This window comes from Leisingera sp. JC1 (assembly GCF_001679925.1).
GTDB lineage: Bacteria > Pseudomonadota > Alphaproteobacteria > Rhodobacterales > Rhodobacteraceae > Leisingera.
This window is the reverse complement of record NZ_LYUZ01000001.1, coordinates 162478-187927: the sequence shown is the minus strand read 5'-3', so window position 1 is coordinate 187927 and position 25450 is coordinate 162478. Positions and strand designations below refer to the sequence as shown.

Annotated in this window: 21 protein-coding genes; 15 read left to right on the top strand and 6 right to left on the bottom strand. The window is 59.4% G+C overall.

Annotated elements, in window-relative coordinates; all coding sequences use genetic code 11:
- Positions 1–94: 94 nt before the first annotated feature.
- Positions 95–487: a DUF3307 domain-containing protein gene (locus A9D60_RS00885; protein WP_065265853.1), complete on the top strand. Its 393-nt coding sequence runs from the start codon at positions 95–97 to the stop codon at positions 485–487.
- Between the two features lie 114 nt (positions 488–601).
- On the opposite strand, the gene A9D60_RS00880 is transcribed toward A9D60_RS00885, so the two are convergent.
- Positions 602–1060 carry an Lrp/AsnC family transcriptional regulator gene (locus A9D60_RS00880; RefSeq protein WP_065265852.1) on the bottom strand — a complete coding sequence of 153 codons (459 nt, stop codon included), beginning with the start codon at positions 1058–1060 and terminating at the stop codon, positions 602–604.
- A gap of 145 nt (positions 1061–1205) precedes the next feature.
- Here A9D60_RS00880 and A9D60_RS00875 point away from each other — a divergent pair, with 145 nt between their 5' ends.
- Positions 1206–4628, top strand: a complete 3423-nt coding sequence (locus A9D60_RS00875; RefSeq protein ID WP_065266054.1) for an indolepyruvate ferredoxin oxidoreductase family protein — start codon at positions 1206–1208, stop codon at positions 4626–4628.
- 30 nt (positions 4629–4658) lie between these two features.
- On the opposite strand, the gene A9D60_RS00870 is transcribed toward A9D60_RS00875, so the two are convergent.
- Positions 4659–5324, bottom strand: a complete 666-nt coding sequence (locus tag A9D60_RS00870) for a TetR/AcrR family transcriptional regulator (RefSeq protein WP_065265851.1) — start codon at positions 5322–5324, stop codon at positions 4659–4661.
- A gap of 424 nt (positions 5325–5748) precedes the next feature.
- Between A9D60_RS00870 and A9D60_RS00865 the strand changes: the two genes are divergently transcribed.
- Genes A9D60_RS00865 through A9D60_RS00845 form a run of 5 tightly spaced genes read left to right on the top strand, consistent with a single transcriptional unit; the run spans position 5749 to position 12955 of the window.
- Positions 5749–7530, top strand: a complete 1782-nt coding sequence (locus A9D60_RS00865) for an ABC transporter ATP-binding protein (protein ID WP_065265850.1) — start codon at positions 5749–5751, stop codon at positions 7528–7530.
- Positions 7523–9436 (top strand): ABC transporter substrate-binding protein, encoded by a 1914-nt coding sequence (locus A9D60_RS00860; protein ID WP_065265849.1) that lies wholly within the window; start codon positions 7523–7525, stop codon positions 9434–9436. The genes A9D60_RS00865 and A9D60_RS00860 overlap by 8 nt, the downstream gene beginning before the upstream one ends.
- The gene (locus A9D60_RS00855) at positions 9436–10464 is read left to right on the top strand and encodes an ABC transporter permease (RefSeq protein WP_065265848.1); all 1029 of its coding nucleotides are present in this window, start codon (positions 9436–9438) and stop codon (positions 10462–10464) included. Before A9D60_RS00860 ends, A9D60_RS00855 begins: the two co-directional genes overlap by 1 nt.
- Positions 10461–11615: an ABC transporter permease gene (locus A9D60_RS00850; RefSeq protein WP_065265847.1), complete on the top strand. Its 1155-nt coding sequence runs from the start codon at positions 10461–10463 to the stop codon at positions 11613–11615. The genes A9D60_RS00855 and A9D60_RS00850 overlap by 4 nt, the downstream gene beginning before the upstream one ends.
- The gene (locus A9D60_RS00845) at positions 11612–12955 is read left to right on the top strand and encodes a CoA transferase (protein WP_065265846.1); all 1344 of its coding nucleotides are present in this window, start codon (positions 11612–11614) and stop codon (positions 12953–12955) included. Before A9D60_RS00850 ends, A9D60_RS00845 begins: the two co-directional genes overlap by 4 nt.
- Positions 12956–13020: 65 nt before the next feature.
- Here A9D60_RS00845 and A9D60_RS00840 read toward each other — a convergent pair whose 3' ends face one another.
- Positions 13021–15408 (bottom strand): mechanosensitive ion channel family protein, encoded by a 2388-nt coding sequence (locus A9D60_RS00840; RefSeq protein WP_065265845.1) that lies wholly within the window; start codon positions 15406–15408, stop codon positions 13021–13023.
- 395 nt (positions 15409–15803) lie between these two features.
- Here A9D60_RS00840 and A9D60_RS00835 point away from each other — a divergent pair, with 395 nt between their 5' ends.
- From A9D60_RS00835 to A9D60_RS00805, 7 genes are read left to right on the top strand one after another with little or no spacing between them, the layout of a single operon-like run.
- Positions 15804–17030 (top strand): glycosyltransferase family protein, encoded by a 1227-nt coding sequence (locus tag A9D60_RS00835; RefSeq protein ID WP_254656600.1) that lies wholly within the window; start codon positions 15804–15806, stop codon positions 17028–17030.
- On the top strand, positions 17027–18271 hold the full coding sequence (locus A9D60_RS00830) for a glycosyltransferase (protein ID WP_065265843.1): 1245 nt from the start codon (positions 17027–17029) through the stop codon (positions 18269–18271). The genes A9D60_RS00835 and A9D60_RS00830 overlap by 4 nt, the downstream gene beginning before the upstream one ends.
- Positions 18272–18276: 5 nt before the next feature.
- Positions 18277–19365: a glycosyltransferase family 4 protein gene (locus A9D60_RS00825; protein WP_065265842.1), complete on the top strand. Its 1089-nt coding sequence runs from the start codon at positions 18277–18279 to the stop codon at positions 19363–19365.
- Positions 19362–19949 carry a histidine phosphatase family protein gene (locus tag A9D60_RS00820; RefSeq protein WP_065265841.1) on the top strand — a complete coding sequence of 196 codons (588 nt, stop codon included), beginning with the start codon at positions 19362–19364 and terminating at the stop codon, positions 19947–19949. Before A9D60_RS00825 ends, A9D60_RS00820 begins: the two co-directional genes overlap by 4 nt.
- On the top strand, positions 19946–21082 hold the full coding sequence (locus A9D60_RS00815; protein ID WP_065265840.1) for a glycosyltransferase family protein: 1137 nt from the start codon (positions 19946–19948) through the stop codon (positions 21080–21082). The genes A9D60_RS00820 and A9D60_RS00815 overlap by 4 nt, the downstream gene beginning before the upstream one ends.
- Positions 21079–21837 carry a polysaccharide deacetylase family protein gene (locus tag A9D60_RS00810; protein WP_065265839.1) on the top strand — a complete coding sequence of 253 codons (759 nt, stop codon included), beginning with the start codon at positions 21079–21081 and terminating at the stop codon, positions 21835–21837. The genes A9D60_RS00815 and A9D60_RS00810 overlap by 4 nt, the downstream gene beginning before the upstream one ends.
- Complete coding sequence (locus tag A9D60_RS00805) at positions 21838–22317, top strand: class I SAM-dependent methyltransferase (RefSeq protein WP_065265838.1); 480 nt, start codon at positions 21838–21840, stop codon at positions 22315–22317. It abuts the gene before it with no gap.
- Positions 22318–22350: 33 nt separating this feature from the next.
- Here A9D60_RS00805 and A9D60_RS00800 read toward each other — a convergent pair whose 3' ends face one another.
- Positions 22351–23493: an alpha-D-ribose 1-methylphosphonate 5-triphosphate diphosphatase gene (locus A9D60_RS00800; RefSeq protein WP_065265837.1), complete on the bottom strand. Its 1143-nt coding sequence runs from the start codon at positions 23491–23493 to the stop codon at positions 22351–22353.
- A gap of 50 nt (positions 23494–23543) precedes the next feature.
- Here A9D60_RS00800 and A9D60_RS00795 point away from each other — a divergent pair, with 50 nt between their 5' ends.
- Entirely contained in the window at positions 23544–24227 is a 684-nt protein-coding gene (locus A9D60_RS00795) for a DUF1045 domain-containing protein (protein WP_065265836.1), read from the top strand.
- On the opposite strand, the gene phnN is transcribed toward A9D60_RS00795, so the two are convergent.
- Positions 24209–24769, bottom strand: coding sequence for a phosphonate metabolism protein/1,5-bisphosphokinase (PRPP-forming) PhnN (phnN, locus tag A9D60_RS00790; RefSeq protein ID WP_065265835.1), 561 nt, complete (start codon positions 24767–24769; stop codon positions 24209–24211). The genes A9D60_RS00795 and phnN overlap by 19 nt on opposite strands.
- The gene (gene phnL / locus A9D60_RS00785; RefSeq protein ID WP_065265834.1) at positions 24766–25449 is read right to left on the bottom strand and encodes a phosphonate C-P lyase system protein PhnL; all 684 of its coding nucleotides are present in this window, start codon (positions 25447–25449) and stop codon (positions 24766–24768) included. Before phnL ends, phnN begins: the two co-directional genes overlap by 4 nt.
- Position 25450 lies beyond the last annotated feature (1 nt).

Below are 25450 nucleotides of genomic sequence, written 5' to 3'. Positions count from 1 at the left end.
AATCCCGTTGCGGCACCCCGCAGTTGCAACATTTGCCAGACGGCAAAAAATCCGTAAGGTGCCAGCCAAGTATACTTTCAGGAGACTTATTGGTTTGCCGGAATATGTCGGATCCGTGCTGCTGCTTCTCTGCGCCTTGCAGGTCAAACACCTGTTTGCCGACTTTTTCCTGCAGACCCCGAAGATGCTGTCTGGCCGCTGCGCTTATTTGCACATGGGGCGTGCGCAGCATGCAGGTGTCCATATCGCCGGTTCAGCAGTAATTTTTCTGCTGTTCGGTGCTCCGCTGAGCTTTATCTTCGTGCTCGCGGTTTTGGAGTGGGTGGTGCATTTCCACATCGATTTCGGCAAAGCCCGCTTTTCCGAACGCAACAAACTTAACCCTCAGCAGCCAATGTTCTGGCAGGCAATGGGATCGGATCAGGCGCTGCACCAGTTGACCTATATCGCCATGGCTTGGGCCTGGGTGAAGTACGCAGCCACTTGAGCTGCGAATCCTGAAACAGCCCCCCCGGAACGCTGCCGGGAAAGAAATCCCCAAGAAATCACAGGTAAGTACTCTGGCTCTGTTGCAAGCAAGGCCGTGTTAAAGACGGCCCGGTCAGGGCACCACAGGCATATCCCGTTTGATTGTGCGCAGAACTACATTGGTTTGCGCACTGGCGACCGCAGGCAGCCGGAAGAGGAAAGTTTCAAGAAAGCGGTTGTAGACATCCAAGTCTGGAGCCAGCACCCGCAGATGATAATCCGCCTGACCGGTTGTGGCATAGCACTCCTGCACCAATGGGTTTGTTTCAACGGCGCGAATGAATTCCACCAGTTTGTCCGGGTCATGGCGGGTCAGATGGACATGCACGATTGCCTGGAAGCCGAGGCCCATTGCTGGCGCATTCACCACCGCACCATAGCGTTCAATAATGCCCGCATCCTCGAAAGCCCTGACCCGGCGCCAAAGGGCGGACGGCGACATGCCTACGGCCTCTGCGAGATCGGCGTTGGATATGCGGGAATCCTCCTGAAGCAGCGTCAAGATACGGCGGTCGCGGTCGCTTAGATCCATTTTCCGGTCACTTCCCCCGTTTCAGAGCTGATTAACGGGAAACTTAACCACAAATCACCGGAAAACCAGCTAATCGGGCAAATCTTTTCAGGCTTTGTGGATTACTTTTCCGAAAACCATACTTCCGCGCAAGGATTCCGCCGCGATGACCAAGCTGAGCCACGACTTTCGCAGCTATAAACTGGACGACCGATACGACATGACCAAGGGCCGGGTCTTCCTGACCGGGACCCAGGCGCTGGCCCGGGTGATGCTGGATCAAGCCCGCCGCGACCGGGACGCAGGGCTGGATACCGCGGGCTTTGTCTCCGGCTACCGTGGCTCGCCGCTGGGCGGGGTCGATTTGGAATTCTGGCGCGCCAAGGAGCGGATGCAGGAAAACCGCATCAAGTTCATGCCCGCCGTGAATGAAGACTTGGGTGCAACCGCCGTTCTGGGCGCGCAGCAGGCCATCCTGGACCCACATTGCGAGGTCGAGGGCGTATTTTCCATGTGGTACGGCAAAGGGCCGGGGGTTGACCGCTCCGGCGATGCGCTGAAACATGGCAACGCCTATGGGTCGTCAGCCAAGGGCGGCGTGCTGGTTGTTGCCGGCGACGACCACGGCTGTGTCAGCTCCTCGATGCCGCACCAGTCAGACGTGGCTTTCATGTCCTGGTTTATGCCGGTTCTGAACCCGGCGGATGTGTCCGAATACCTGACCTTCGGCGAATACGGCTTTGCCCTGTCCCGCTACTCAGGCACCTGGGTCGGCTTCAAGGCGGTGTCGGAAACTGTGGAGAGCGCGCGCTCGGTGGAACTGCAGCCAGACCGCGAGTTCATTTACCCGGAACTGCCGGAATATCCCGGAGGGCTGCATATCCGCCGCGCCGACCTGCCCTCGCCCGAGATCGAAACCCGCATCCACGCCAAGCTGGACGCGGTGCGTGCCTTTGCCGAGGCAAACCCGATCGACAAGCGGATCTATGACATCAAGGACGCCCGTTTCGGCTTTGTCTCCACCGGCAAAGGCCATCTGGACCTGATGGAAGCGCTGCGGCTGCTAGGGCTTGACGAGGCCGCCTGCCGCCGTCTGGGCATCGACATCTACAAGGTCGGCATGGTCTGGCCGCTGGACCGCACCGATGCGCTGAAATTCGTGAAGGGCAAGCAGGAAGTGCTGGTTGTCGAAGAAAAACGCGGCATCATCGAAAGCCAGTTCAAAGAGAACTTCTATGACTGGCCCGGCAGCAAGCCAGAGAAGATGGTTGGCAAATACGACAGCCAGGGCGAGCCGCTGATCCCCTGGACCGGTGAACTGAGCCCGCTGCTTCTGGCACCGATAGTGGCGGACCGGCTGGACAAGTTTTTCCCGGAAGAGAACCTGCCGGCCAAAGCCGCTGCGCTGACTGCTGAACCGCCGAAAGTGCTGAACGTGCCCGGAGCCACCCGCACCCCCTACTTCTGTTCCGGCTGCCCGCACAACACCTCGACCAAGTTGCCGGAAGGATCCAAGGCTTTCTCGGGCATTGGCTGCCATGTGATGGCAAGCTGGATGGACCGCGAAACCGCAGGCTATGCCCAGATGGGCGGTGAAGGCGTGCCGTGGACCGTGGCGTCTCAGTTCAATGGAAACAAGCATGTGTTTCAGAACCTCGGCGAAGGCACCTGGTATCACTCGGGTTCGCTGGCCATCCGCCAGGCGGTCGCGGCTGGCACCAACATTACATACAAGATCTTGTATAACGACGCGGTGGCAATGACCGGCGGCCAGCCGGTGGACGGACCGGTCTCAGTCCATGGCATCGCACAGACCTGCCGCGCCGAAGGCGTGCAGCGTATTGCCCTGATTTCGGACAACATCGGCAAGTTTAGCCATGGCGACTTCCCGAGCGGCACAACATTCCATGACCGTGCAGAACTGGACACGATCCAGCGTGAACTGCGCGAGATCCCCGGCGTCACTGTGCTGATCTACGAGCAGACCTGCGCCACCGAAAAACGCCGCCGCCGCAAGCGCGGCAAGATGGAGGACCCTAAGCGGTTTGCCTTCATCAATGATCTGGTCTGCGAGGGCTGCGGCGATTGCTCGATTGAATCCAACTGTCTGAGCGTGGAGCCGAAGGAAACGCCGTTCGGTCGCAAACGCAAGATCAACCTCTCCACCTGCAACAAGGACTTCTCCTGCCTCAACGGCTTCTGCCCCAGCTTCGTCACTGTCGAGGGGGCAACCCGGCGCAAGAAGAAGCCTGCCGGTCTGGACGCCGCCGAACTGGCAGCCCAGCTGCCCGCCCCGGACCTTCCCTCCCTGGCAGAACCGTTTGATCTGCTCGTAACCGGGGTGGGCGGCACCGGCGTTGTAACAGTAGGTGCGCTGATCACCATGGCAGCGCACCTGGAGGGCAAGGGGTCTAGCGTGCTGGACTTCACCGGCTTCGCCCAGAAATTCGGCACCGTGCTGAGCTACATCCGGCTGTCCAACGCCCCGGAAACGCTGAACCAGGTGCGGATCGACCAGGGCGGCGCGGATGCTGTCATCGGCTGCGATGTTGTCGTCAGCTCAGCGCCCAAGGCATCGGTTCACTACCGCCCCGGCACCAAGGTGGTGCTGAACCGGGCGGAGATGCCCACCGGCGATCTGGTTCTGCGCCGCGATGCCGACTTGATGGCCGGGGTGCGCGAACGGACCATCGCTGACGCTGTTGGACCGGCCAACCTGTCCGGCTTCAACGCCAACGAGGCCGCGGAAACGATGCTGGGCGACGCGGTCCTTGCTAATGTCATGATGCTGGGCTTTGCATGGCAAAAGGGGCTTGTGCCGGTCAGCGCCGGTGCATTGGACCAAGCGGTCGTACTGAACGGTGTTGCGATCGAAAAGAACCGGCTTGCCTTTGCCATCGGCCGCGCCATGGCAGCAGACCCGAGGCTGGTCGAGGACATTTACAAGGAAACTCCCGACGAGGGCGAAACATTGCATGAGCTGGTTCAGCGGCGAGCAACTTTCCTGACCGGATACCAGGATTCCGAATATGCATCGCGGTATCATGAAACGCTGGCACGGTTCCGCGACGCCCTGCCTGCTGACGCACAGGAGCAGCTCACTGCTGCAGCGGCCCGGTCGCTGTTCAAGCTGATGGCCTACAAGGACGAATTCGAGGTTGCCCGGCTGCTGACCAGTGAAAAATTCCGCCACCAGATCGAGGACGAATTCGAGGGTGATTTCACGGTAAAATACCACCTCGCTCCGCCGGTGCTGAGCCGTAGAAAGGACAGCCGCGGCCGGCCGCTGAAACGCTCGTTTGGCCCTTGGCTGCGCCCGGCTCTGAACCTGCTGGTCAAAGCACGCCGCCTGCGCGGCACCGCCTTCAACGTGTTTGGTTACCACGAGGAAGCCCGCCTGCACCGGGATCTCCTGACGTGGTACGAAGCCGCGCTCAACAAGGTTGCCCAGCGCTACGCTCCCGGCACCCATGAAACCTGCATAGATATCCTGCAAGCGCCGATGGAAATCCGCGGTTACGGGCCAGTGCGCCTGGAAGCCGCCAGGACAGTCCGGAATACGGCGGATGAAGCGCTGCTCAGCCTGTAAAACAGGCCTTCACAAACCGGCACTGGGGTATCAGATGTCCCAGTGCTGGCGCGTGAACGCGGTAAAGGCCTCGATCTCCTCAGCCAGCGGCTCGCGCCCGGTGAACACCTTGAGGTACTCGGGCGTGACTTCCAGCCGGTGGGCGTGGCTTTCATTCGGGTCCGCCATGTCATAGCCCAGCTGCATGTAATACAGCACTTTGGCGCGGGTCATGGCCTCCCGCTCGGGGTATCCATAGCGCGCAAACATCGCAGTCAGAGCCTCAACCCGGCGCCGGTCAGAGCGGTCCAGCAGGCTGCGCACCTTGCCAGAGCGGCGCGACCAGTCCCGCACCGCAAAATCCAGGGCAGTGTTGAATAGGTTGGGGTTGGTGATGCAGTGGAAGACGTTCAACACGGCACCTGTGATAGTCTTGGCCGGCGCTTCCGCCTGGCGCACCATGCCCGCTGTGTTCGTCTGTTCCCAGGTTTTCAGGAGCGCGTCCAGCAGATCCTGGCGCGACTTGAAGTACCAGTAGAACGACGACCTGGAAACCTGCATCCGCTCAGCCAGCGCCAGCACTTTAACCTGCTCAACCCCGTCAGAGATAAGCACGTCCATAGCAACGTTAAGCCAGTCGTTGCGGGTGACCTTGATGTTGCCGATCAATGGCTCAGCCTCAGGGTCATCCCGGTGCAGGACAGGTTTTTGCGCCATGAGCGGCCTTTCAGATAATTTGCTTTTGCGTTAGCCTACGCCGGGCCTGCAGCCAGCACCAACACAGCACTCATGTCTGTGCCGAATTGCTATAAGGTTTGAGTGGCCTTAGCGACACACTCTTCTGCTGATCCGGTTTTCGGAAACTTCTAGCCGCAGGCGGACGCCTGCACGAGGTCATGGTCACTCGCAACTGAACGCTGGCGCAGTCCTCCAGCCTCCTTTTCAGCCGGCCTACATACTCATTGCAAAGCAATTCCGGGTTCGCAACAGCCTCACTAGCTTAGACAATTACCTCTTGCAAATCCGGTAACTGGCCAAATGGGGTTTGACTAAAAGGCCTTCGGCGCGCGAAGGTGTTGAAAAAAACAGGGGAAAACACAATCTCATGAGCGCCTTGAACCAGCTGGGCGGGCAATTCTGAATGCGTCCGCTGCTGTCTGTCGAAAACCTCAGCATCGGGTTTGGCAAAGGAGACTCCGTTGTCAAGGACGTCAGCTTTGCCGTCCAGCCCGGCGAAACACTTGCCTTGGTTGGGGAAAGCGGCTCGGGCAAGACGATTTCCTGCCGAGCGGTTCTGCGCATTCTGCCAAAGGTGGCTCAGCTGCGTTCTGGACGGATAGTTCTGGAGACCCGGGGCAAGAAGCTGGACCTTGCCACGCTTGACGAACGCTTGATGCGCGACGTGCGCGGCAATACGGTCTCTATGATATTTCAGGAGCCGATGCGGTCCCTGTCACCGCTGCACCGGATCGGAAATCAAGTATCCGAAGTCCTGTGGCTGCACGGGCGCAAATCTGAACGTGAAGCACGCAATGTGGTCCTGGAGTGTTTTGAACGGGTCGGGTTTCCTGAACCAGAACGCACCTACCGCTCCTACCCGTTCGAGCTTTCAGGGGGAATGCGCCAGCGGGCGATGATTGCCATGGCAATGGTTGCGAAGCCTGACCTCCTGATTGCGGACGAGCCGACCACGGCACTGGATGTAACCACACAGGCCCAGGTGCTGGGGCTGATGAAGGACCTGCAGCGCGAAACCGGCATGGCGATGATTCTGGTCACTCATGATCTTGGCGTGGTTGCCAACATGGCCGAGCAAGTGGTGGTGATGCACAAAGGCAGGGTCATGGAAGCAGGGCCTGCCGAACCGATGCTGCGCGCGCCGGCACACCCCTACACTAAGGCATTGTTCGACGCCGCACCGGAGATTCCGGATGCGGAAGTTGTCGCGATCCCGCCTTCGCGCGATGACTTGATCCTGGAGATGAAAAATGTCTCCAAAACTTACACTCTGCGGGCAGGCAAAGGCTGGCAGGCCCCGACCCTGATCCATGCCTGCCGGGAAATCGACTTGCGGGTGACCCGCGGCGAGACGCTGGCAATTGTGGGAGAGAGCGGCTCAGGCAAAACAACAGCAGCCCGAATTGCATTGGGGGCAGAGCCGCCTGATCCAGGTGGCGAGGTGTTGTTCCGGCCTGATCCCAGCCACCCCCCAGTCGCAGTGCATGACATGGACCGGGAAACACGTACGTCCTTTCAGAAACAAGCTCAGATGGTGTTTCAGGATCCGTACTCGTCACTTTCTCCCCGAATGCGCATTCAGGACACGCTGATGGAACCTCTGGACATCCATCGCATCGGCACCCGCACCGAACGGCGTGACAAGGCTGCGGAAATGCTGCGCCTCGTGGGCCTGTCGCCTGACATGCTGAAACGCTATCCCCACGCCTTTTCCGGCGGTCAGCGCCAGCGCCTGTCAATCGCGCGTGCTCTCATGCTGGAACCTGCTCTTATTGTCTGCGATGAACCGACTTCAGCGCTGGATGTCTCGGTTCAGGAACAAATCCTGCGGCTGCTGGAGGAGATCCGCGACCAGCACAACCTGTCCTACCTGTTCATCAGCCACGACCTGGCCGTGGTGGCCCGGATTGCAGATGAAGTGGCGGTGATGCGGCGCGGGCTGATCGTCGAGCAGGCACCGCCGGAAACATTGTTCTACAATCCGCAGCATCCCTATACCAGGGCTTTGATCGCTGCCCAGCCGGAGCCTGACATCGACCGGCCAATCGACCTGAAACTGGTGGCCCAAGGTGCCGGCGCCCCTGAGCGCTGGCCTGAGGCGTTCAGGTTCAACGGTACCGATGCTCCACCACTGGTCGGGTTGAAACATCTGGAACCTGGCCACAAGGTGCGCTGCCATGCTTGATGCCCTGAAACCTCTGCTGGCCGCAGCCTTCTGCCTTGCGCCTTTGGGGGCTCTTGCAGACATCACAGTTCAAGAAAGCAATTTCTGGAAGTCAGAAGTTGAGGCAGGGTACCTGCCCCCTGCTGAGAAACGCCTGCCCGAGGTGCCGCTGGTGGTCGATCTGGCAACCAAGGGCCGCGACTTTGGCATCCAGGGCGGCACCCTCAATACGATGGTCACCCGCTCCAAGGACATCCGGCAGATGGTGGTCTATGGATACGCGCGGCTGGCAGGCTATGATGAGAAGTACCAGTTAAAGCCGGATATCCTTCTGGGGTATGAAAACGAGGGTAACCGCCGCTACACGCTGAAACTGCGGCCCGGGCACCGCTGGTCCAATGGCGACGCCTTCACATCGGACGATTTCCGCTACTGGTGGCACGACGTCGCCAACAACGAACTGCTGAGTCCTGCTGGCCCGCCGGATTTCCTGCGGGTGATGGGTAAGCTGCCCAGGGTCAGCTTCCCTGACGAAACCACCGTGATATATGAATGGGATGATCCGAACCCCAGCTTCTTGCACATGCTGGCCCAGGCGCGCCCGCCCTTTATCTACCGCCCGGCCAAGTACCTGAAACAGTTTCATGCGGACTATGCCGATCCTGAAATTCTGGAGGAAGAAGTCGACTATGCCCGCGTGAAAAGCTGGGCTGCGCTGCACAACAAGTACGACAATATGTACAAGTTCGACAATCACGAGCTTCCGACGCTGCAGCCATGGATCAACGCCTCGCCCGGCAAGAAGATCCGCCACCAATTTGTTCGCAACCCTTACTATCACCGGATCGACAGCCGGGGTGTCCAGCTTCCCTATATTGATACCGTCGAGATGGAGATCGTGACTGCAGGTCTGGTGGCTGCCAAATCAAATGCGGGGGAAGCCGATTTACAGGCCCGCGGGCTGGACTTCCGCGATATTCCTATCCTGCGCAAGGGGGAAAAGGACAACTCCGGGTACAAAACCTATCTTTGGGGCAACGGTGCGGCCTCGCAAATCGCCATCTACCCGAACTTGAACACCAAGGACCCGGTGTGGCGGAACATTCTGCGCGATGTGCGGGTGCGGCGAGCGCTATCGCTGGCAATCAACCGGCGCGCAATCAACAGGGCGCTTTATTTCAACCTTGCCAAACCCGGCGCGATGACCGTTTTGGAGCAAAGCGAGCTCTTTGATCCCGCTTTTAGGGATGCATGGGCACAGTTTGACCCAGAGCGCGCCAACCAATTGCTGGACGAAGCCGGGCTTACGGAAAAGGACGGCTATGGCATCCGCTATTTGCCTGACGGCCGCCTGATGGAACTGATCGTGGAGACCGCCGGTGAACGGCAGGAAGTGGAAAACGCCCTGCAGATCATCGCCGATGACTGGCGCGATGTCGGGGTCAAATTGATTATGCGGCCTCTGGACCGCGACATTCTCAGAAACCGTGTGTTCTCAGGAAGTTCAATGGCATCTGCTTGGTTCGGCTGGGACAACGGCCTGCCCCAGACCTATACATCCCCCGTATACTTGGCGCCGACTGATCAGGTCTTTCTGTCCTGGCCGAAATGGGGTCAGTATTATCAGACCGGCGGCAGCGCGGGCGAGCCGCCTGACATGGAACCGGCCCAGCAATTGCTCTCCCTTTTGCAGGACTGGGACATGGCCACGACAAAGGATGAGCGCCTCGCAGCCTGGCACGCCATGCTGAAAATCCACGCCGAACAGGTCTATGCCATCGGCGTGGTTGCAGCGGCACCGCAACCCGTGGTCGTCAGCAAACGGCTGCGCAATGTGCCTGAACAGGCAATTTGGGCCTGGGATCCCGGTGCGCATTTCGGCGTCTACCGGCCGGATGAGTTCTTTTTCGAGGATGGCCTGGACTGATGGAGATACTGCGATACGCCATCTACCGTTTTGGCACTATGCTGATGACACTTCTGGTGGTTTCAGTGCTGATCTTTGTGATTATCAACCTGCCGCCCGGAGATTACCTGTCGAACCAGATTGCCGAACTGCAGGCAACCGGGCAGTCCGCGGGGGTGGCCAAGGCCGAATTCCTGCGAAAGGAATATGCGCTCGATAAGCCGCTGTGGCAGCAGTACATGATCTGGATGGGCTTCATGCCGGGACCGCACGGATTTTCTGGCATGATCCAAGGAAATTTCGGCTGGTCGTTCGAATTTGACAGCCCCGTGGCCGATATTGTCGGTGACAGCTTGTGGCTGACCGTACTGGTGAACCTTGCTGCTGTAGTCTTTGTCTATGCAGTCGCCCTGCCCCTGGGTGTCCTGGCTGCTGCCCGCGCGCGCAGCTGGGTCGATTATACCACCGCCTTTGTCGGCTATCTCGGCCTTGCCACCCCAAACTTTCTGTTGGCACTGATACTGTTCTACTACGGCCACCGCTGGTTTGACTTGCCGATCGGCGGGCTGATGGCACCTGAATTCGAGGGGACGCCAATGAACTGGGACAAGGTGAAATCCATTCTGGTTCACCTGATTGTGCCAACCTTTGTGATCGGGACCGCCGGCGCCTCTGCCATGATGCAGCGTCTGCGCGCCAATATGCTGGACGAACTGGGCAAGCCCTATGTTGAAACAGCTATTGCCAAAGGCATGGCACCTTCCCGGATGCTCGCAAAGTACCCGCTGCGTGTAGCCTTCAACCCCTTTGTTGCAGATATCGGCAATCTTCTGCCCTCGATGATTTCCGGCTCAGTCCTGGTTTCGGTGGTGCTAGGCCTGCAAACAATTGGCCCGACCCTGCTGACGGCGCTCAAGACTCAGGACATGTTCCTCTCGGGGTTCGTGCTGATGTTCGTAGCCCTGCTTACCCTGATCGGCACCATGATCTCAGATGTGCTGCTGGTGCTTCTTGACCCCAGAATCCGCTATGAGGGGCGCGACGCATGACTCATCTGCCCGACGGACGATATGTCGATGATGAACCTTTCGACCCGCAGGCCTCTCTGCTGGAGCTGGAACGCAAGGACCTCGACGCCCCCAACTGGCTGCTGGTCTGGCGCAAGTTCAAGACCCATAAGCTAGGTTTGATTTCCGGCATCTTCCTTTTCATTGCCTATTTCCTGATACCGTTCGCCGGCTTCATCGCCCCTTATGGCCCCAACCAGCGTTTTTCGGAACATCTCTACTCACCCCCGCAATCCATCAAACTGTTTCACGAGGGTGAGTTTGTCGGTCCATTCGTTTATCCAATGACATCGGAAGCGAACCTGGAAACCTTTCAGTGGGAGTTCAAACCGGATACCTCGCGGCCGCTCAAGCTCAAGTTTTTCTGCGAAGGCAGCACCTACAATCTGGCTGGCTTCATCGAAAGCAACCGACACCTGTTCTGCGCCAGCGAAGAAGCGACGATCTTCATCATGGGGTCCGACCGCCTGGGCCGGGACATCTTCAGCCGCGTGTCCTACGGCGCACAGCTGTCGCTGACGGTTGGCCTGATCGGGATCACGGTCTCTTTTGTGCTTGGTATCTTTTTCGGCAGCGTCGCTGGCTATTTCGGCGGCCGCGTCGATTGGACGGTGAACCGGGTGATTGAGATCTTGCGTTCACTGCCGGAACTGCCCTTATGGCTCGCCCTGTCTGCTGCGGTGCCGTCAAACTGGTCGCCTGTTGCGGTGTTTTTCATCATATCAATCATTCTTGGCATTCTCGACTGGCCCGGTCTTGCCCGTTCCGTGCGCGCCAAATTCTTGTCCTTGCGGGAAGAAGAATATGTCCGTGCCGCGGAAATGATGGGGGCCTCCTCCGGGCGGGTGATCCGCAAGCATCTGCTGCCGAACTTCATGTCGCATCTGATAGCATCAGCCACCCTGTCGATCCCGGCGATGATCCTTGGTGAAACTGCGTTGTCATTTCTCGGCCTTGGCCTGCGTGCACCAGCTGTTAGCTGGGGCGTGATGCTGAACGACGCACAAAACCTCACGTCAGTGGAAATATACCCTTGGCTGGCCATACCGATGTTGCCGATTGTCATCGTTGTGCTTGCCTTCAATTTCCTTGGAGACGGGCTGCGCGACAGTCTCGACCCCTATCAGCAATGACCCTTCTCACCGCCCTGCCGGATACTGATCGATACCATCTGACCGGCAACGGCCATTTACACAGCGCCTTCGCAGTCACCGAACTGGCCAATGCTTCGATCGGCGCTGTGGGTCAGGAATTGGCAAGGCTGGTCGAAGCGATGAACCTGACCCCTTCTGCGCCAGAAATTACTGTGGATCAGCGGCTTGCCTCACTCTGGTTCGGTTACAGCTTCCGGCCCGAGGGCTGGGAGCTCCCGGACCTGTGGGATGACATAGCAGGCGTATACGAAGCTAAGGAAGGCTGGATCCGCCTGCACACCAACTTGCCGCATCACCGTAAGGCTGCGCTGCGTGTGATCGGTTGTCCTGGAACTAGGGAAGCTGTAGCTGATGCGGTAAATCACTGGAAGGCAGACGGGCTCGAAAGCGAAATTGCGGCGAGTGGCGGAGTAGCTGCCGCCATGCGCAGCCGTGCTGACTGGAAGATGCACCCTCAGGGCCGTTCAGTGGCAAAAGAACCCTTGATCCACTGGACAAGCCCCGCTCCTGTCAAGCTGCGGGACAGGGTGGAAGCAACGGTAGCACGGCCTCTGGCGGGATTGCGGGTGCTGGATCTGACCCGTGTTCTTGCAGGCCCAGTCTCGACCCGAACGCTAGCTGGTTTCGGGGCCGATGTACTGCGCATCGACCCGCCTGGCTGGGACGAACCCGGTGTGATTACTGACATCTCTCTGGGCAAGAGCATGGCAGCACTCAATCTGACCAAGAGTAGCGACAGGCAGGTCTTTGAAGCCTTGCTCACCCAGGCCGATGTACTGGTGCACGGCTACCGGCCCGGAGCCTTGGATGGACTAGGATACGGCGCAGAGACCCGCAGGCAGTTTGCGCCAAACACCGTCGAGGTGCAGTTGAACGCCTATGGCTGGACAGGCCCCTGGGCCGCGCGGCGCGGGTTCGACAGCCTGGTGCAGATGAGCGCAGGAATTGCAGACGCAGGCCGGGACTGGGCTGGAACGGAAAAGCCGCACCCATTGCCAGTGCAAGCGCTCGATCATGCAACGGGATACCTAATGGCCGCCGCAGTCCTTTCGGCATTAACCGCAGCAGCACAAGGTGAGGCAGTTCCACAGGCCCGCCTATCGCTGGCGCGCACGGCGGAACTGCTGGCCGGGATGGAAAAATCTGCCGAAGGTCCGGAAATCACCGGACCCGTTGACAGCGACTACGCACCGGATATCGAAGCAACCAGCTGGGGGCCTGGCCGCCGGCTTGCAGCACCGCTCCGCTTGAGCGGTATTGCTATGCGCTGGGAGACGGCCGCAACCAGCTGCGGCAGTGCTTCCCCTGCCTGGACTTAAAAATCACGCCAAAGAAGCTGAACTTGGTATGAGGCGAGCATGCAGCCGCAAACTGGAGAAGAGAGTCAACGGTCATCGCCGCCGGAACCTCCCATGTCCTCAAGCAAGTCTTCGTCTATAGCGGCCTGAACGGCCCCCAGAGCAGCCTCTTTTTGTTTTGGTGTCACCTCATCCGCCTGATCCGGGGCAAGGCGTACCGTCACTTCACGATGCGCAAACTTGACGCCTTCAATTGCAAACAATTCACGGATCTCCTGGTAAACCCGTTTGCGTACAATCCACTGGTCCCCCGGCTTGGTCATGAACTTCACCCGGATGATCATTGCAGAGTCCTGCATCTCGATCACCCCCTGCGACTTAAGAGGCTGTATGAAGGTATGGCCAACAACGGGGTCGTCCATCAGTTTTTGCCCAAGTTTCTTGATCAGCTTCCTGACCTTTTCCACGTCGGTGTCGTAGGTCACTCGCAGGGGCAGCTTCATCATCACCCAATCCCGGGAATAGTTGGTCAGGACTTTGATCTCCCCAAAAGGAATGGTGTGCAGCGCGCCCAAGTGATGGCGCAGCTGAAAGGAGCGGACAGATATCTTTTCGACTGTGCCCTTCACGTCCCCGATGTCGATATACTCACCCTTCCGGAAAGCGTCGTCGATCAAGAAGAATGCGCCGGAAAAAATATCCCGTACAAGTGTCTGCGAGCCAAAGCCCACAGCCAAGCCTACTACGCCGGCGCCAGCGAACAGCGGACTGACATTGATCCCCAGCTCCAAGAGCAGGATCAGAACAATCGACACCAGAACCACCGCCAGAATTGCGCCGCGGAACAGGGGCAGCAGGGTCGCCAGCCGGCTGGCGCCGCCAGCTCCGCCTTCATCGCCCAGCTCAGCCTCCGGAACATCGCCCACTTCCTCGTCAATCTTGCTGTCGATCCAAATCCGGAAAAGATGATAGACGATGTAGCCGATAAACAGGATGACAGTCACATCCACCACCCGCTCTGCAGCAGTGGTCCTGAGCCAGCTGGCGTCCGGGTTCCAGACAATTACCAGCGAATAAGCCCCAACAACAAAGGCGAGAATGCCTGCAACTCTGCGAGCGAGGTCTTCGTAAGTGGCGATTGGATGCTTTGGCTTCAGGGGGAATTCCGCTTCGTCTTCCAACTCCGCAGCCGCATCGCCCGCCTGTGCATTTCCATTCTTAGAAGAATCTCCGCCTGCGACCGGCGCGGCACTTTCCTCAGCTGATGGCGCTGCTGCGGATTGAAAGGCAAGGCTGCGGCGGAAGTACCTTTCGATGACATAGTTGATCGCCCCATAAACCACCAGGATCGTAGTCAGAACGAAATAACTGCCAGCCATCAGCGGTATGGAGACTTCATGCTCAAGAACGAGGTCAAACGCCAGCTTTAGCCAGCCGAAGACCATGTAAGTCATCAGTACTGGAGCCCAGGCCAATGCCAGAATTCGCACCAGCCATGAGCAGTCCTCCGGCAGGCGGCCAGCGCGGATGGCATTGGAAATGGCACTGCCATTGACCAGCACCATCAGCAAATTACCCAGCGTCGCCACCAATGCCAGAACGCCGTAGACCAGTGCATAAACGTTGTAATTAAGACCGAAATCGCCAACCCAGGTTGCAAACAGTGTTGACGAAATGTCGTAGGTTGCCAGCAAAGAGGCCCAAATATAAAGCCGCTTGGCATCCCGGTCGGAAAACACCGGGATACGGTACTGCGCCAGAAATGGCGACAAAACCATTCGCCACAAGTCCGACACGGTGCGTGCGAGGAAATATGCTGTGTATATCGCTGTAACGGTAAACTCGACGGACGGATCACCTGAAGCGCCAAATATCAGATACGAGGTCAGCGCCGCAAAGATCATTGCAAAAACCGTGGCCCCAAGTCCCATGAGGAAACGGAAAACAAGAAACGGCATCTTTTCCTGATACCCTTCCGGAGTTTCACGGATCCGTGAGACCACGAACTTCTTGGCAAACCGCTTGCCGTATATCTCCACCGACAGCCAACGTCCGATCAGAAGGAACAGCACACTCCAGCCCAGCACTTCCACATAAGTCATAATGCGCCCGTCAGGGCTGGTCTGGCGCAGGATGTATTGCATTTCAAAGACTGAATAGGGCAGTGCTTCCAGCCGGCTGTTCAGTTCTGCCCGGAACGCTGCAACTTTGGACTGCGCCTTCATCAAGGCCGACGGCTGCTCCATCGCTCCCGATGCAGAATGATCAGTCGGCTGCCCGCCTTCAGGCGGCACATTCAGCAACCTCCCGCTGCTGTCAACAACCAGTACGTTCACACCGCTTTCGGCCGCTTGCTCAATTGCTCGGGACAGTGCCTCTGCACTCCCAGCGTCACTTTCTTGCGCGCTGGTGTGAGCTGTCAGCCCGCCCGCCAGCAGCAGACAGAGCAAAAACCGAAAGAAAAAAAGCTGCATGACCGGCTATCCTTATGGAAACTCGTGTCAAATTAACCATCTGCCGGAGCGTTGCGCAAATGGCGCGCGCGCAAATTACCGTGCGCCTTGCAACAATGCCGCATGATTGCATGCACCCCGGCTCCGGGCTATACAAATTCAAATATCTGCCCATCGGGCTTAGCACCACAATGCCGCGGTCCCGGCCGGCAATCTGCAAGGACCTCAGGCGGCTAAAGCAAATACTGACCGCGCCCTGCCGCAAATGGACATAGGACGCGCAAACTGAGGCGAAAGATGGCCGAGCATGAAAGCACGCGCCCGGAGACGGCCAGCAGCATGAGCTGGCGTGCCTCCTCAGCCGCCGAGGCATACCCTTTGATGGAAGCAGCCCAGAACTCCCTTAAGGTAGTCAAATGACAGACGCGGGCTTCACCCAACCCAATTCGGACGCGGGAAAGCGTGGTCCCCGGATCATGTTCTACAGCCACGACACTTTCGGGCTGGGTCATCTGCGGCGTTCACGCGCGCTGGCCGGAGCAATAACGGCCGCAAACCCCGAAGCTTCGGCGCTGATCCTTACCGGGTCTCCGGTAGCAGGCAGGTTCTCATTCCCGTCCCGCGTCGACCATGTGCGGCTGCCTGGTGTGATCAAGCGTTCTGACGGATCCTACGCGTCGCGCACCATGGGCATGAGCATCGAGGAAACCGCCGAGCTGCGCGCGGCCCTGATCCGCTCCACCGTCGAGCAATACGATCCTGACGTGCTCGTCGCCGACAAGGAACCCACCGGATTTCGCGGCGAGCTGATGCCAGCGCTGGACCTTCTGAAATCCCGCGGCCGCTGCAGGATGGTGCTGGGCTTGCGGGATGTGCTTGATGAGCCGGAGGTGCTGGCCGCGGAATGGGAACGCAAGCACGCGGTCGAGGCCACCCGTGATTTCTACGATGAGATCTGGGTCTATGGCCCCCGGTCCGTGTATGACCCGACCGCAGGACTGCCCTTCACTGCAGAGATGCAAGCCCGCATGCATTGGACCGGCTACCTGCGCCGCGATCTTGGCCAGGTTGGAGAACCGCCCGAGCAGCCGTATCTGCTGGTTACCCCCGGCGGTGGTGGCGATGGCGAGATGATGGTGGATCTTGTGCTGTCGGCATATGAAGCCGACCCGAGCCTCTCCCCGCGTGCGGTACTGGTCTATGGCCCCTTTCTGTCCGGCGAAACCCGTCAGGATTTTGAGGAGCGGGTTGCACAGCTGAATGGCCGCGTCACCGCCGTCGGCTTCGAATCTCAGATTGAGACTTTGTTTGCCGGCGCTCAGGGAGTGGTCTGCATGGGCGGTTACAACACGTTTTGCGAGGTTCTTTCTTTTGACAAGCCTGCCGTTATCGTGCCTCGCACCACCCCTCGGCTGGAGCAGTGGATACGCGCCAGCCGGGCTGAAGAGATCGGTCTGACAACCATGTTGGATGAGGTTCGGGATGGCTGGACCGCGCCAGCACTGGCCAAGGCGATCCGTGCACTGGCAACCCAGCCCCCGCCCTCAGCCGCTGGTTCCGAGGGGCTGCTGGACGGTCTCGACTATGTGACCCGGCGCGTCACCGCGCTGCTTCAGGACACACACAAAGAGGCCGCTGAATGAACACTGCCCGCCCGCCCCTTGCGGTAGTGGTAAAGGGCTGGCCGCGCCTGTCCGAAACCTTCATCGCTCAGGAACTGGTTGCCCTCGAGGCCGCTGGCCATACCTTTGAGATCTGGTCGTTGCGCCACCCTACGGACGTCAAGCGTCATCCGTTGCATTCACAGCTGAGGGCGCGAGTAAATTACCTGCCTGAGTATCTGCATGAAGAACCGGTCCGGGTCTGGCGCGCGCGCGAAATTGCTCAGCAATTTCCTGGATACGGCGAGGCCTACCGCATTTGGCGCGCTGACTTGCGCCGTGACGCGACACAGAACCGAATACGCCGCTTCGGCCAGGCTTGTGTTCTGGCGGCAGAAATGCCGGGCGAGATTCTGGGCCTCTACGCGCATTTCCTGCACACTCCGTCATCTGTGGCTCGTTATGCAGCAATCATGCGGGGGCTGCCGTGGAGCTTTTCCGCCCACGCCAAGGACATCTGGACCTCACCCGAGTGGGAAATTCAGGAGAAGCTCTCCGCTGCCCATTACGGCGCAGCATTTGGTGCCACGTGCACTGGCTTTGGTGCCAAGCATCTTCAGGAAATGGCGGATACACCAGAACGTGTTGATCTGGTCTATCACGGGCTGGACCTGACCCGTTTTCCTGCGCCGCCTGAACGCCGGCCGCGCCTGCCTCACGACCCTGTTCGCTTCATGTCTGTCGGCCGCTTGGTCGAAAAGAAGGGGTTCGACCGCCTGATATCAGCACTGGCTTTGCTGCCTGCAGGACTTGACTGGCACTGGACTCACATCGGCGGTGGCGGGCTGGGTGACCTTTTGCAAGGTATGGCAGAAGATGCAGGCATAGCGGATCGCATCACCTGGCGCGGTGCCTGCGACCAGCCGGAGGTGATTGAGGCAATGCGCTCATCAGACCTGTTAGTGCTGCCTAGCCGGGTGGCAGCCGATGGTGATCGGGACGGGCTGCCGAATGTGCTGATGGAGGCGGCCTCTCAAGCTTTGCCGATCCTGTCGACCCCTGTCTCAGCGATCCCGGAGTTCATAGACCACGGAATTCATGGACTTTTGAGCGAAGACAGCCCTGAGGAGCTGGCGGAGAGTCTGCTCTCTGCTGCCCGGCACCCTCAGAAACTGTCAGAAATGGCCCAGTCCGCTTTGGTCCGTTTGCGCAGCGATTTCGGGATGGATCCTGGAATTGCCCAACTTTCGAAACGGCTGAATTCCATGCTGAAGAACGGCTGAACTCAATGCTGCCGGGAGCCGGAAAGCGGGTTATCTTCTACGCGCCGATGAAACCGCCGCACCACCCTGTACCTTCCGGCGACCGCGAGATAGCACGCAACCTTATAGCGCTATTCAAGTCCAGCCGCGCAGAGGTGCAGCTTGCTTCGGATCTTAGGATCTATGACAAGCACGGCGACAGAGAGCAGCAATCCGACCTGCGCGCCAAAGCGGACGGCGAGATCCGCCGTTTGATTGCAGAAATGCCTAAAGCGGACCTCTGGGTCACGTATCACAACTACTACAAGGCCCCGGACCTGATTGGCCCCGCTGTGGCACGAGCCCGTGGCATCCCCTATGTGCAGATCGAATCCACCCGCGCCCAAAAGCGCTTGACCGGCCCCTGGGCCGAATTCGCCAAGGCGGCCCATGCGGCCGCTGATGCTGCAGATGCAATTTTCCATTTCACAGAACAGGACCGGTTTGCGCTGGATCGTGACCGGCACGGGTGCCAGATCATCACTTGCCTGCCGCCCTTCCTTCCGCGTGACGGGCTGCCGGTTCTCTCTTCCCTGAACGGCCCCATCCTGGCAGCAGGCATGATGCGCCAGGGCGACAAACTGGCTTCATATAGCATCATAGCAGAAACGCTCGCCTACCTGCCCGGGGAATGGCGCCTGAATATCGCAGGCGACGGCCCGGCTCGGGCTGAGGTCGAGGCTTTGATGGCCCCCTTTGCGGAGAGGGTCCGCTTTCTGGGCCAACTCACTCGCGCGGAATTGGCGGCGGCCTATACAAATGCCAGCTTGTTTCTGTGGCCCGGAGTGAATGAAGCCTTTGGCATGGTTTATCTGGAAGCCCAGGCCCATGGGCTGCCAGTTGCGGCTCAGGACCGCCCCGGAGTGCGGGATGTATTGCTGCCCAAGGCATACCCGGCGCCGGAAGCAGGCGCCCAGGCACTCGCATTCTTTACCGCCCGGCTGCTTGCAAACCCTGAGCTGCGTGCAGAAACTGCCAAGGATGCCCGCCACTATGTTTCAACCAATCACCTTGCTCCCTCCGCCGCCCGGATTTTTTGGAAGACTGTTTTGCCGATGATGGACCTCTCCGCATGATCCGGCTTGCTCTATTGCGCCACGGGCATACTGCCTGGAACCGTGCCGGCCGCATCCAAGGCCGCAGTGACATACCCCTGGACAATGCAGCCCGGGCAGAGCTGAGCAGCTACACCCTGCCAGAGGATTGGCGGCAGGCAGAGCTTTGGTCCAGTCCGCTGACGCGTGCAGCGGAAACCGCCCTGCTCATCACCGGACACAAGCCAAGAACAGCATCTGAACTCATCGAAATGAACTGGGGAGATTGGGAAGGGCTCCGCGGTTTGGATCTGAAAGCTGTTCCGGGCAGCGGCTTTCGCGATATTGAAGAATGGGGCTGGAATTACCGTCCGCCAGGCGGGGAGAGCCCGGCGGAAGTCTGGTCCCGTATTGAACCTTGGCTTTATGCGCTGAAACAGGATTCTGTTGCTGTTTGCCATATCGGTATCATGCGGATGATCCTGGCGCGGGCGCACGGTTGGGGTTTCGAAGGCCCCGCACCATTCCGCATAAAACGGAACCGTCTGTTTGTAGTCGAGGTTGATGGTCGAGGCCTTCGTCCCTGGCCGGACCCGGTTCGGCTGCTCCGCAAGGGGGGCTCATGAAAGTTCTGATTGCCGTCACGCATCTGCTGGGTACTGGCCACTTGTCCAGGGCTCTCACGTTGGCCCGGGCTTTCATCAAAGCAGGCCACAGGGTGCAAGTCGTTTCTGGCGGTTTCCCGGCACCGCAGCTCAACACCAACGGGATTGATTTGCTTCAGCTGCCTCCGTTGCGCTCCGACGGGGTAAACTTCACTCGCCTCCTGGCAGAAAACAGTACGCCTTCTGATGAGGCATATTTTGCACGACGCCAGACAGCCATTTGCGCTGCACTGCGTAATTTGCAACCTGATGTGTTGATTACTGAGCTTTACCCATTCGGCCGCCGTTCCCTACGGAAGGAATTTCTGGCTCTGCTTGAAACTGCCAGAACATTGCCTCTGCGGCCTGTGGTCCTGTCCTCCATCCGCGACATCCTCGCCCCTCCTTCCAAACCGGAGAAAGCAGAAAAGGCCGACGCGGTGATCGCTAAGTACTTTGACGCCGTGCTGGTTCACTCCGATCCCGCAGCCACCCGGCTCAACGCCAGCTGGCCGGTCTCTGATTTACTGGCACCCAAGCTGCGTTACACGGGGTATGTCGCCCCTACCGCTGCCGGCTCTCACCCTGATCAGGCAGGCGCAGGCGAAGTGCTTGTGAGCGCAGGCGGCGGCAGCGTGGGAACACCGCTCTATCGCTGCGCCCTAGAGGCCGCCAAACTGATGCCCGGCACGCCCTGGCGATTGCTCGTTGGCGGCTCAGATGCCAATGTTCGCATTGCAGAGTTTTCCAAGTCCAGGTCCCCTGCCCTGCTGGAGCCTGCCCGTCAGGACTTCCGCCAGATGCTTTCACACGCCTCAGCCTCGGTCAGCATGTGCGGCTACAATACTGCACTGGATATTTTGCAGGCTGGCACGCCTGCTGTTTTTGTGCCCTTCGACGCGGGAAACGAGACAGAACAAAGCTTGCGCGCGGCCAGTCTCGCACCATTGAATGGCATAGAGATCCTTGAAACTGCAAGCCTTTCCCCTGAAACGCTATGCGCTGCGGTCAAAACGGCAATGCAGGCACCGCCGCGGCTTGCAGGCGGTTTCAGGKTTGACGGAGCAGCCCGGAGCGTGGAGATTGCCGCAGAACTTGCGGGAGGGCGCGAATGACACCGGATTGGAGCGGGCTGGACCGGGAACTGGACAACTGGCAACTGGCAGGGCTAAGGCTGCCCCTGTGGTGGCGGGACGATGATGCAATGTCCCAATCTTCTGAACTGGAACGGTTGGCCGCGCTCTCAGCGGACCTGGATCTGCCGGTGCATTTGGCTGTAATCCCGCAAGGCGCGACAGCTGATCTGGCCCGTTTCGTCGCGGAGCACCCAACACTCATCCCGGTCGTCCACGGCTGGGCCCACCAGAACCACGCCCCAGCAGGTGAAAAGAAAGCCGAATTCGGTGCGCACCGTCCGCTGGACGAACTGCTGGATGATGCCGAGCGCGGCCTGACCGCGATGCAGGACTTGTTTGGCAGTTGCTTGCGGCCAATGTTTGTGCCGCCGTGGAACCGGATTTCGCCGGAAATGCTGACTTGGCTGGCAGGCGCCGGCTACACTGCTGTGTCGACCTTCACTCCCCGTAAGGCTGCCAAACCCGCTTCCGGCCTGCTGCGGGTGAACACTCATCTGGATCCGGTCGACTGGAAAGGCGGGCGTGGGTTGCTGCCAGTTGATCAGTTGACAGCACAGGTGGCCCGCCAACTGCGCGACCGCCGCACTGGGGATGCGGATAATGCGGAACCCTATGGTCTCCTCACACACCACCTAGTCCACGATGAGGCAATCTGGTCCTTCATCGGCGCGCTCGCAAAGCGGCTGCTCGATGGCCCGGGCGAGGCCTGGATCTATGACGAAAGGATGTCTTGAATGAGCCGTCTCGATTCAATGCTGCGCCGTCTGACTGCCCAGCGCGACGGATTGAACTGGGCCGCGGAACAGGTCAACCCGGTCAGTGGCGATGTTCTGGATATGGGGCTCGGCAACGGACGCACCTATGACCACCTGCGCGAGATCATGAGCACCCGCCGGATTTGGGTGATTGACAGAATTCTGCAATGCCATCCGTCCTGTGTCCCGCCGGAGCAGGACTTCCTTCAAGGCGAAGCCAGAGCGATGCTTGAGCAGCTTGCGGCAAGCGGTCACAAGATCGCTCTCGCACACTATGACTTCGGTTTCGGCGTCAAGGAAAAGGACGTTGCCGAAGCGGCCGCACTCTCTCCAGTCATTGCTCAAGTCATGGCCCCTGGCGGGATCATCGTTTCCGGCCAGCCGTTGACCGGCTTTGAAGAGTTGAGCGGCCCGGGCGGCATCCCTCCCGGGCGCTACATGTTTTATCGCGCCAGCTGAATGCGGCCTTCGGCGGCCCCTGGCTCACCGTATCTAAGCGACCCGCAGCCCGCGGGCCCAGACGCCACGCAAAGCGGGTGCTCCCGCCTGCATGCTGAACCGGATCAGGTCGGCACGTTTGCCTGTTTCCAGCCGCCCGCGGTCATCAAGCCCGACCGCAGCAGCAGGAGCATGGGTCACTGTGCCCAATCCCCGCGCCAAATCACCCCATAGCTCGCCCAGCTTGACCGCAGACATTAACAGCGCGGCGGGCACATAGTCAGATGAAAGAATGTCCAGCAGTTCCAGGTCCGCCAATTCATGCGCGGCGACGTTGCCTGAATGCGAGCCGCCTCGGATCAGGTTTGGTGCTCCCATCATGACCTTGATGCCTTGCACCCGGCACGCCTGTGCGGCCTCCACCGTTGTTGGAAACTCAGCTAGGCGGATCCCATGGCCTGCGGACACCGCCACCTGAGCCGCTGTTGTGTCGTCGTGGCTCGCCAGCACTGCACCAAACCGCTTGGCCGCGGCAACAGCCGCCGCTTCATGCAACGTGCCATAAGTTTCCTGCAGCTCCATCAGATGCGCGACATGCGATTGAAAGGCAGCATCATCAAAACCGTGTTTACCTTTTACATATTGCTCCAGCTTGGAGAGATCGCGAAACTGGCGCTGGCCCGGCGTGTGATCCATGAGAGAGACCAGCCCGACTCGATCTTCTTCTCCGAAGGCATTCAGTTCCTCCACCAGCGTATCAGTGCAGACCTCCGCCCGAAGGTGCAGGAAATGCGAGATTTTCAAAGCGTTTGCAGTGCGCAGTTCCAGAAGCTCAGATGCCAATCGCCGTGCATACGCGCCATAACGGCTTTCCCGGCGGCTGATGGAACCTACACGCATAGCGTCAAAAACAGTAGTGATGCCGGTCCCCGCGAGCTCCGCGTCATGAGCAATAATGGCACTGGCATGCGGCCAGTCCACCTTCGGGCGAGGCTGTATATGGCGTTCTAAGTTGTCCGTGTGCAGCTCCACCAGGCCAGGGCTAACAAAATCCCCTTGGCAATCCACAGCCCCCGCCGGGACCGATGCTCCGCCGGAAATGTCTGCTATCACACCGCCCGTAACTTTCACACTGCCGGTCCGGATCTCGCCCGGAAGCACCAGTGCAGCATTGGCAAGGATCATCTCTTCTGTCATCTGAACTTCACATCTTTCGAGCTATGGAAGGCCACGTTTAGGAGGCCAATGTGACATTCACGCGATACGCGATCTATTACGCCCCACCCACAGATGCGGACTGGAGCAAGTTTGCAGCCAGCTGGCTCGGCTGGGACATGGAAACGGGCACGTGTCTGCCGCATCCGGACATTGCAGGGCTGGACATTGGCGCGATCACCGAAGTGCCGCGGAAATATGGGCTGCACGCGACGATGAAGCCGCCGATGCACCTGGCCGAAGGGCAGACACAGGCAGCGCTTGAAGCCGCCTGCAAAACCTTTGCGTCTTCGCACAAGCCAGTTAGGTTTGAAGGCCTTCACTTGGCCCGCCTTGGCCGTTTTCTCGCTTTGCGCCCAACCGGTGACCAGTTTGCATTGAACAAGCTTGCAGCAAATTGCGTGACTGAACTCGACATGTTTCGAGCACCGCTGTCCACGGCAGACCTGGACCGCCGCCGCGCTGCAGGCCTGACACCGGAGCAGGACGAAAACCTCACCCGCTGGGGCTACCCGTATGTTCTCAATCAGTTCCGTTTTCATATTACCCTGACAGGAAAGCTGCCCAAACCAGAACTGCCCGCAGTGGAGGCCGCTCTGCACAAGCACCTGATCCCATTGTTGCCTGCGCCTTTTGTGATCGGTGGTCTGGCACTGATGGGCGAAGCGCCGAATGGAAGATTTCACCTGATCCACCGCTATGCACTCTCCGGCTGAATAACTGCCAGTGCAGCGTTTACCGCTGTGCTGAGAGCGCCGCTGTTGTCGATCTGATGGACCCTGCGCAAGCCTGTTGGCAGCGGTTTTTTCGCGCGGGCCAGACGGTGCTGCACTTCTCTAGCGCCCTCCCGCCCCCTTGCCGCAAGCCTTTGCGCCAAAACCTCAGGCCGCGCGGCAACCGACAGCACGATGAAATCCCCGAACACCTCTTGCGCCTCCAGCAGCACGGCACGCGAGAGGTTCACCAGCACTCCGCCGCAGTCTTCACGTAGTTTCTCGATATCGCGCGGTATGCCGTAGTGCAGCCCATGTGCTTGCCAATGCAGGGCAAACACGCCGTTTTCAGCCAAGGCTGAAAACTCCGCCTCGCTCACCGGCTGGTAATCTTCCCCGCCCGCCTCCGGCGCGCGGGTGATGACCCGGCGCATTAGGCGCAATTGAGGGCCGGAGACCGCGAGGGCGGACATCAAGCTGTCCTTGCCGACACCGGACGGCCCGACCACGGCAATGACCGGGCCTTTTTTTCGCGCCGCACTCATGCCGCTGCCTTGGGTGAAAAGGCGGAGACATCCACAAAGCGGTCACAGACCTGCGCGCGGGCGGACTCGTCGTGAAAGATCCCGATAATGGCCGCCCCCCGTGCCTTGGCGGTCTCGATCAGGCCCAGAACAGTAGCCCGGTTTTGCGCATCGAGGCTGGCTGTTGGCTCATCCAGAAGCATCGCAGGATAATCGTAGGCAAAGCCTCGGGCGATATTCACCCGCTGCTGTTCTCCGCCGGAAAAAGTCGTTGGGCTAAGACCCCAAAGCCGTTCCTGGATGTTGAGCTGAGCCAGCAAAGAGGCCGCCTTGTCACGAGCTTGGCCCACTGGAGTGCCAACTGCCAGCAAGGGCTCAGCTACGACATCCAAAGTCGGCACCCGCGGAACGACACGCAAGAACTGGCTGACATATCCCAAGGTTTCGCGGCGCAGCGCGAGGATTTCGCGCGGCTCGGCCTTGGCCACATCGACACCGCCAACCACTACACTGCCAGAGGCAGCCAGGTAGTTGCCATAGATCACCCGCATCAGCGTGGATTTGCCCGCACCGGATACTCCAGTCAGCCCGACACATTCTCCGGGTTTTAAACATAGCGTTGCGTTTTGCATCACCGGGATCACTGCGCCACCCTGGTTATGCAAGATGAAACTCTTGCTCACATTGTTCAGTTCAATCATG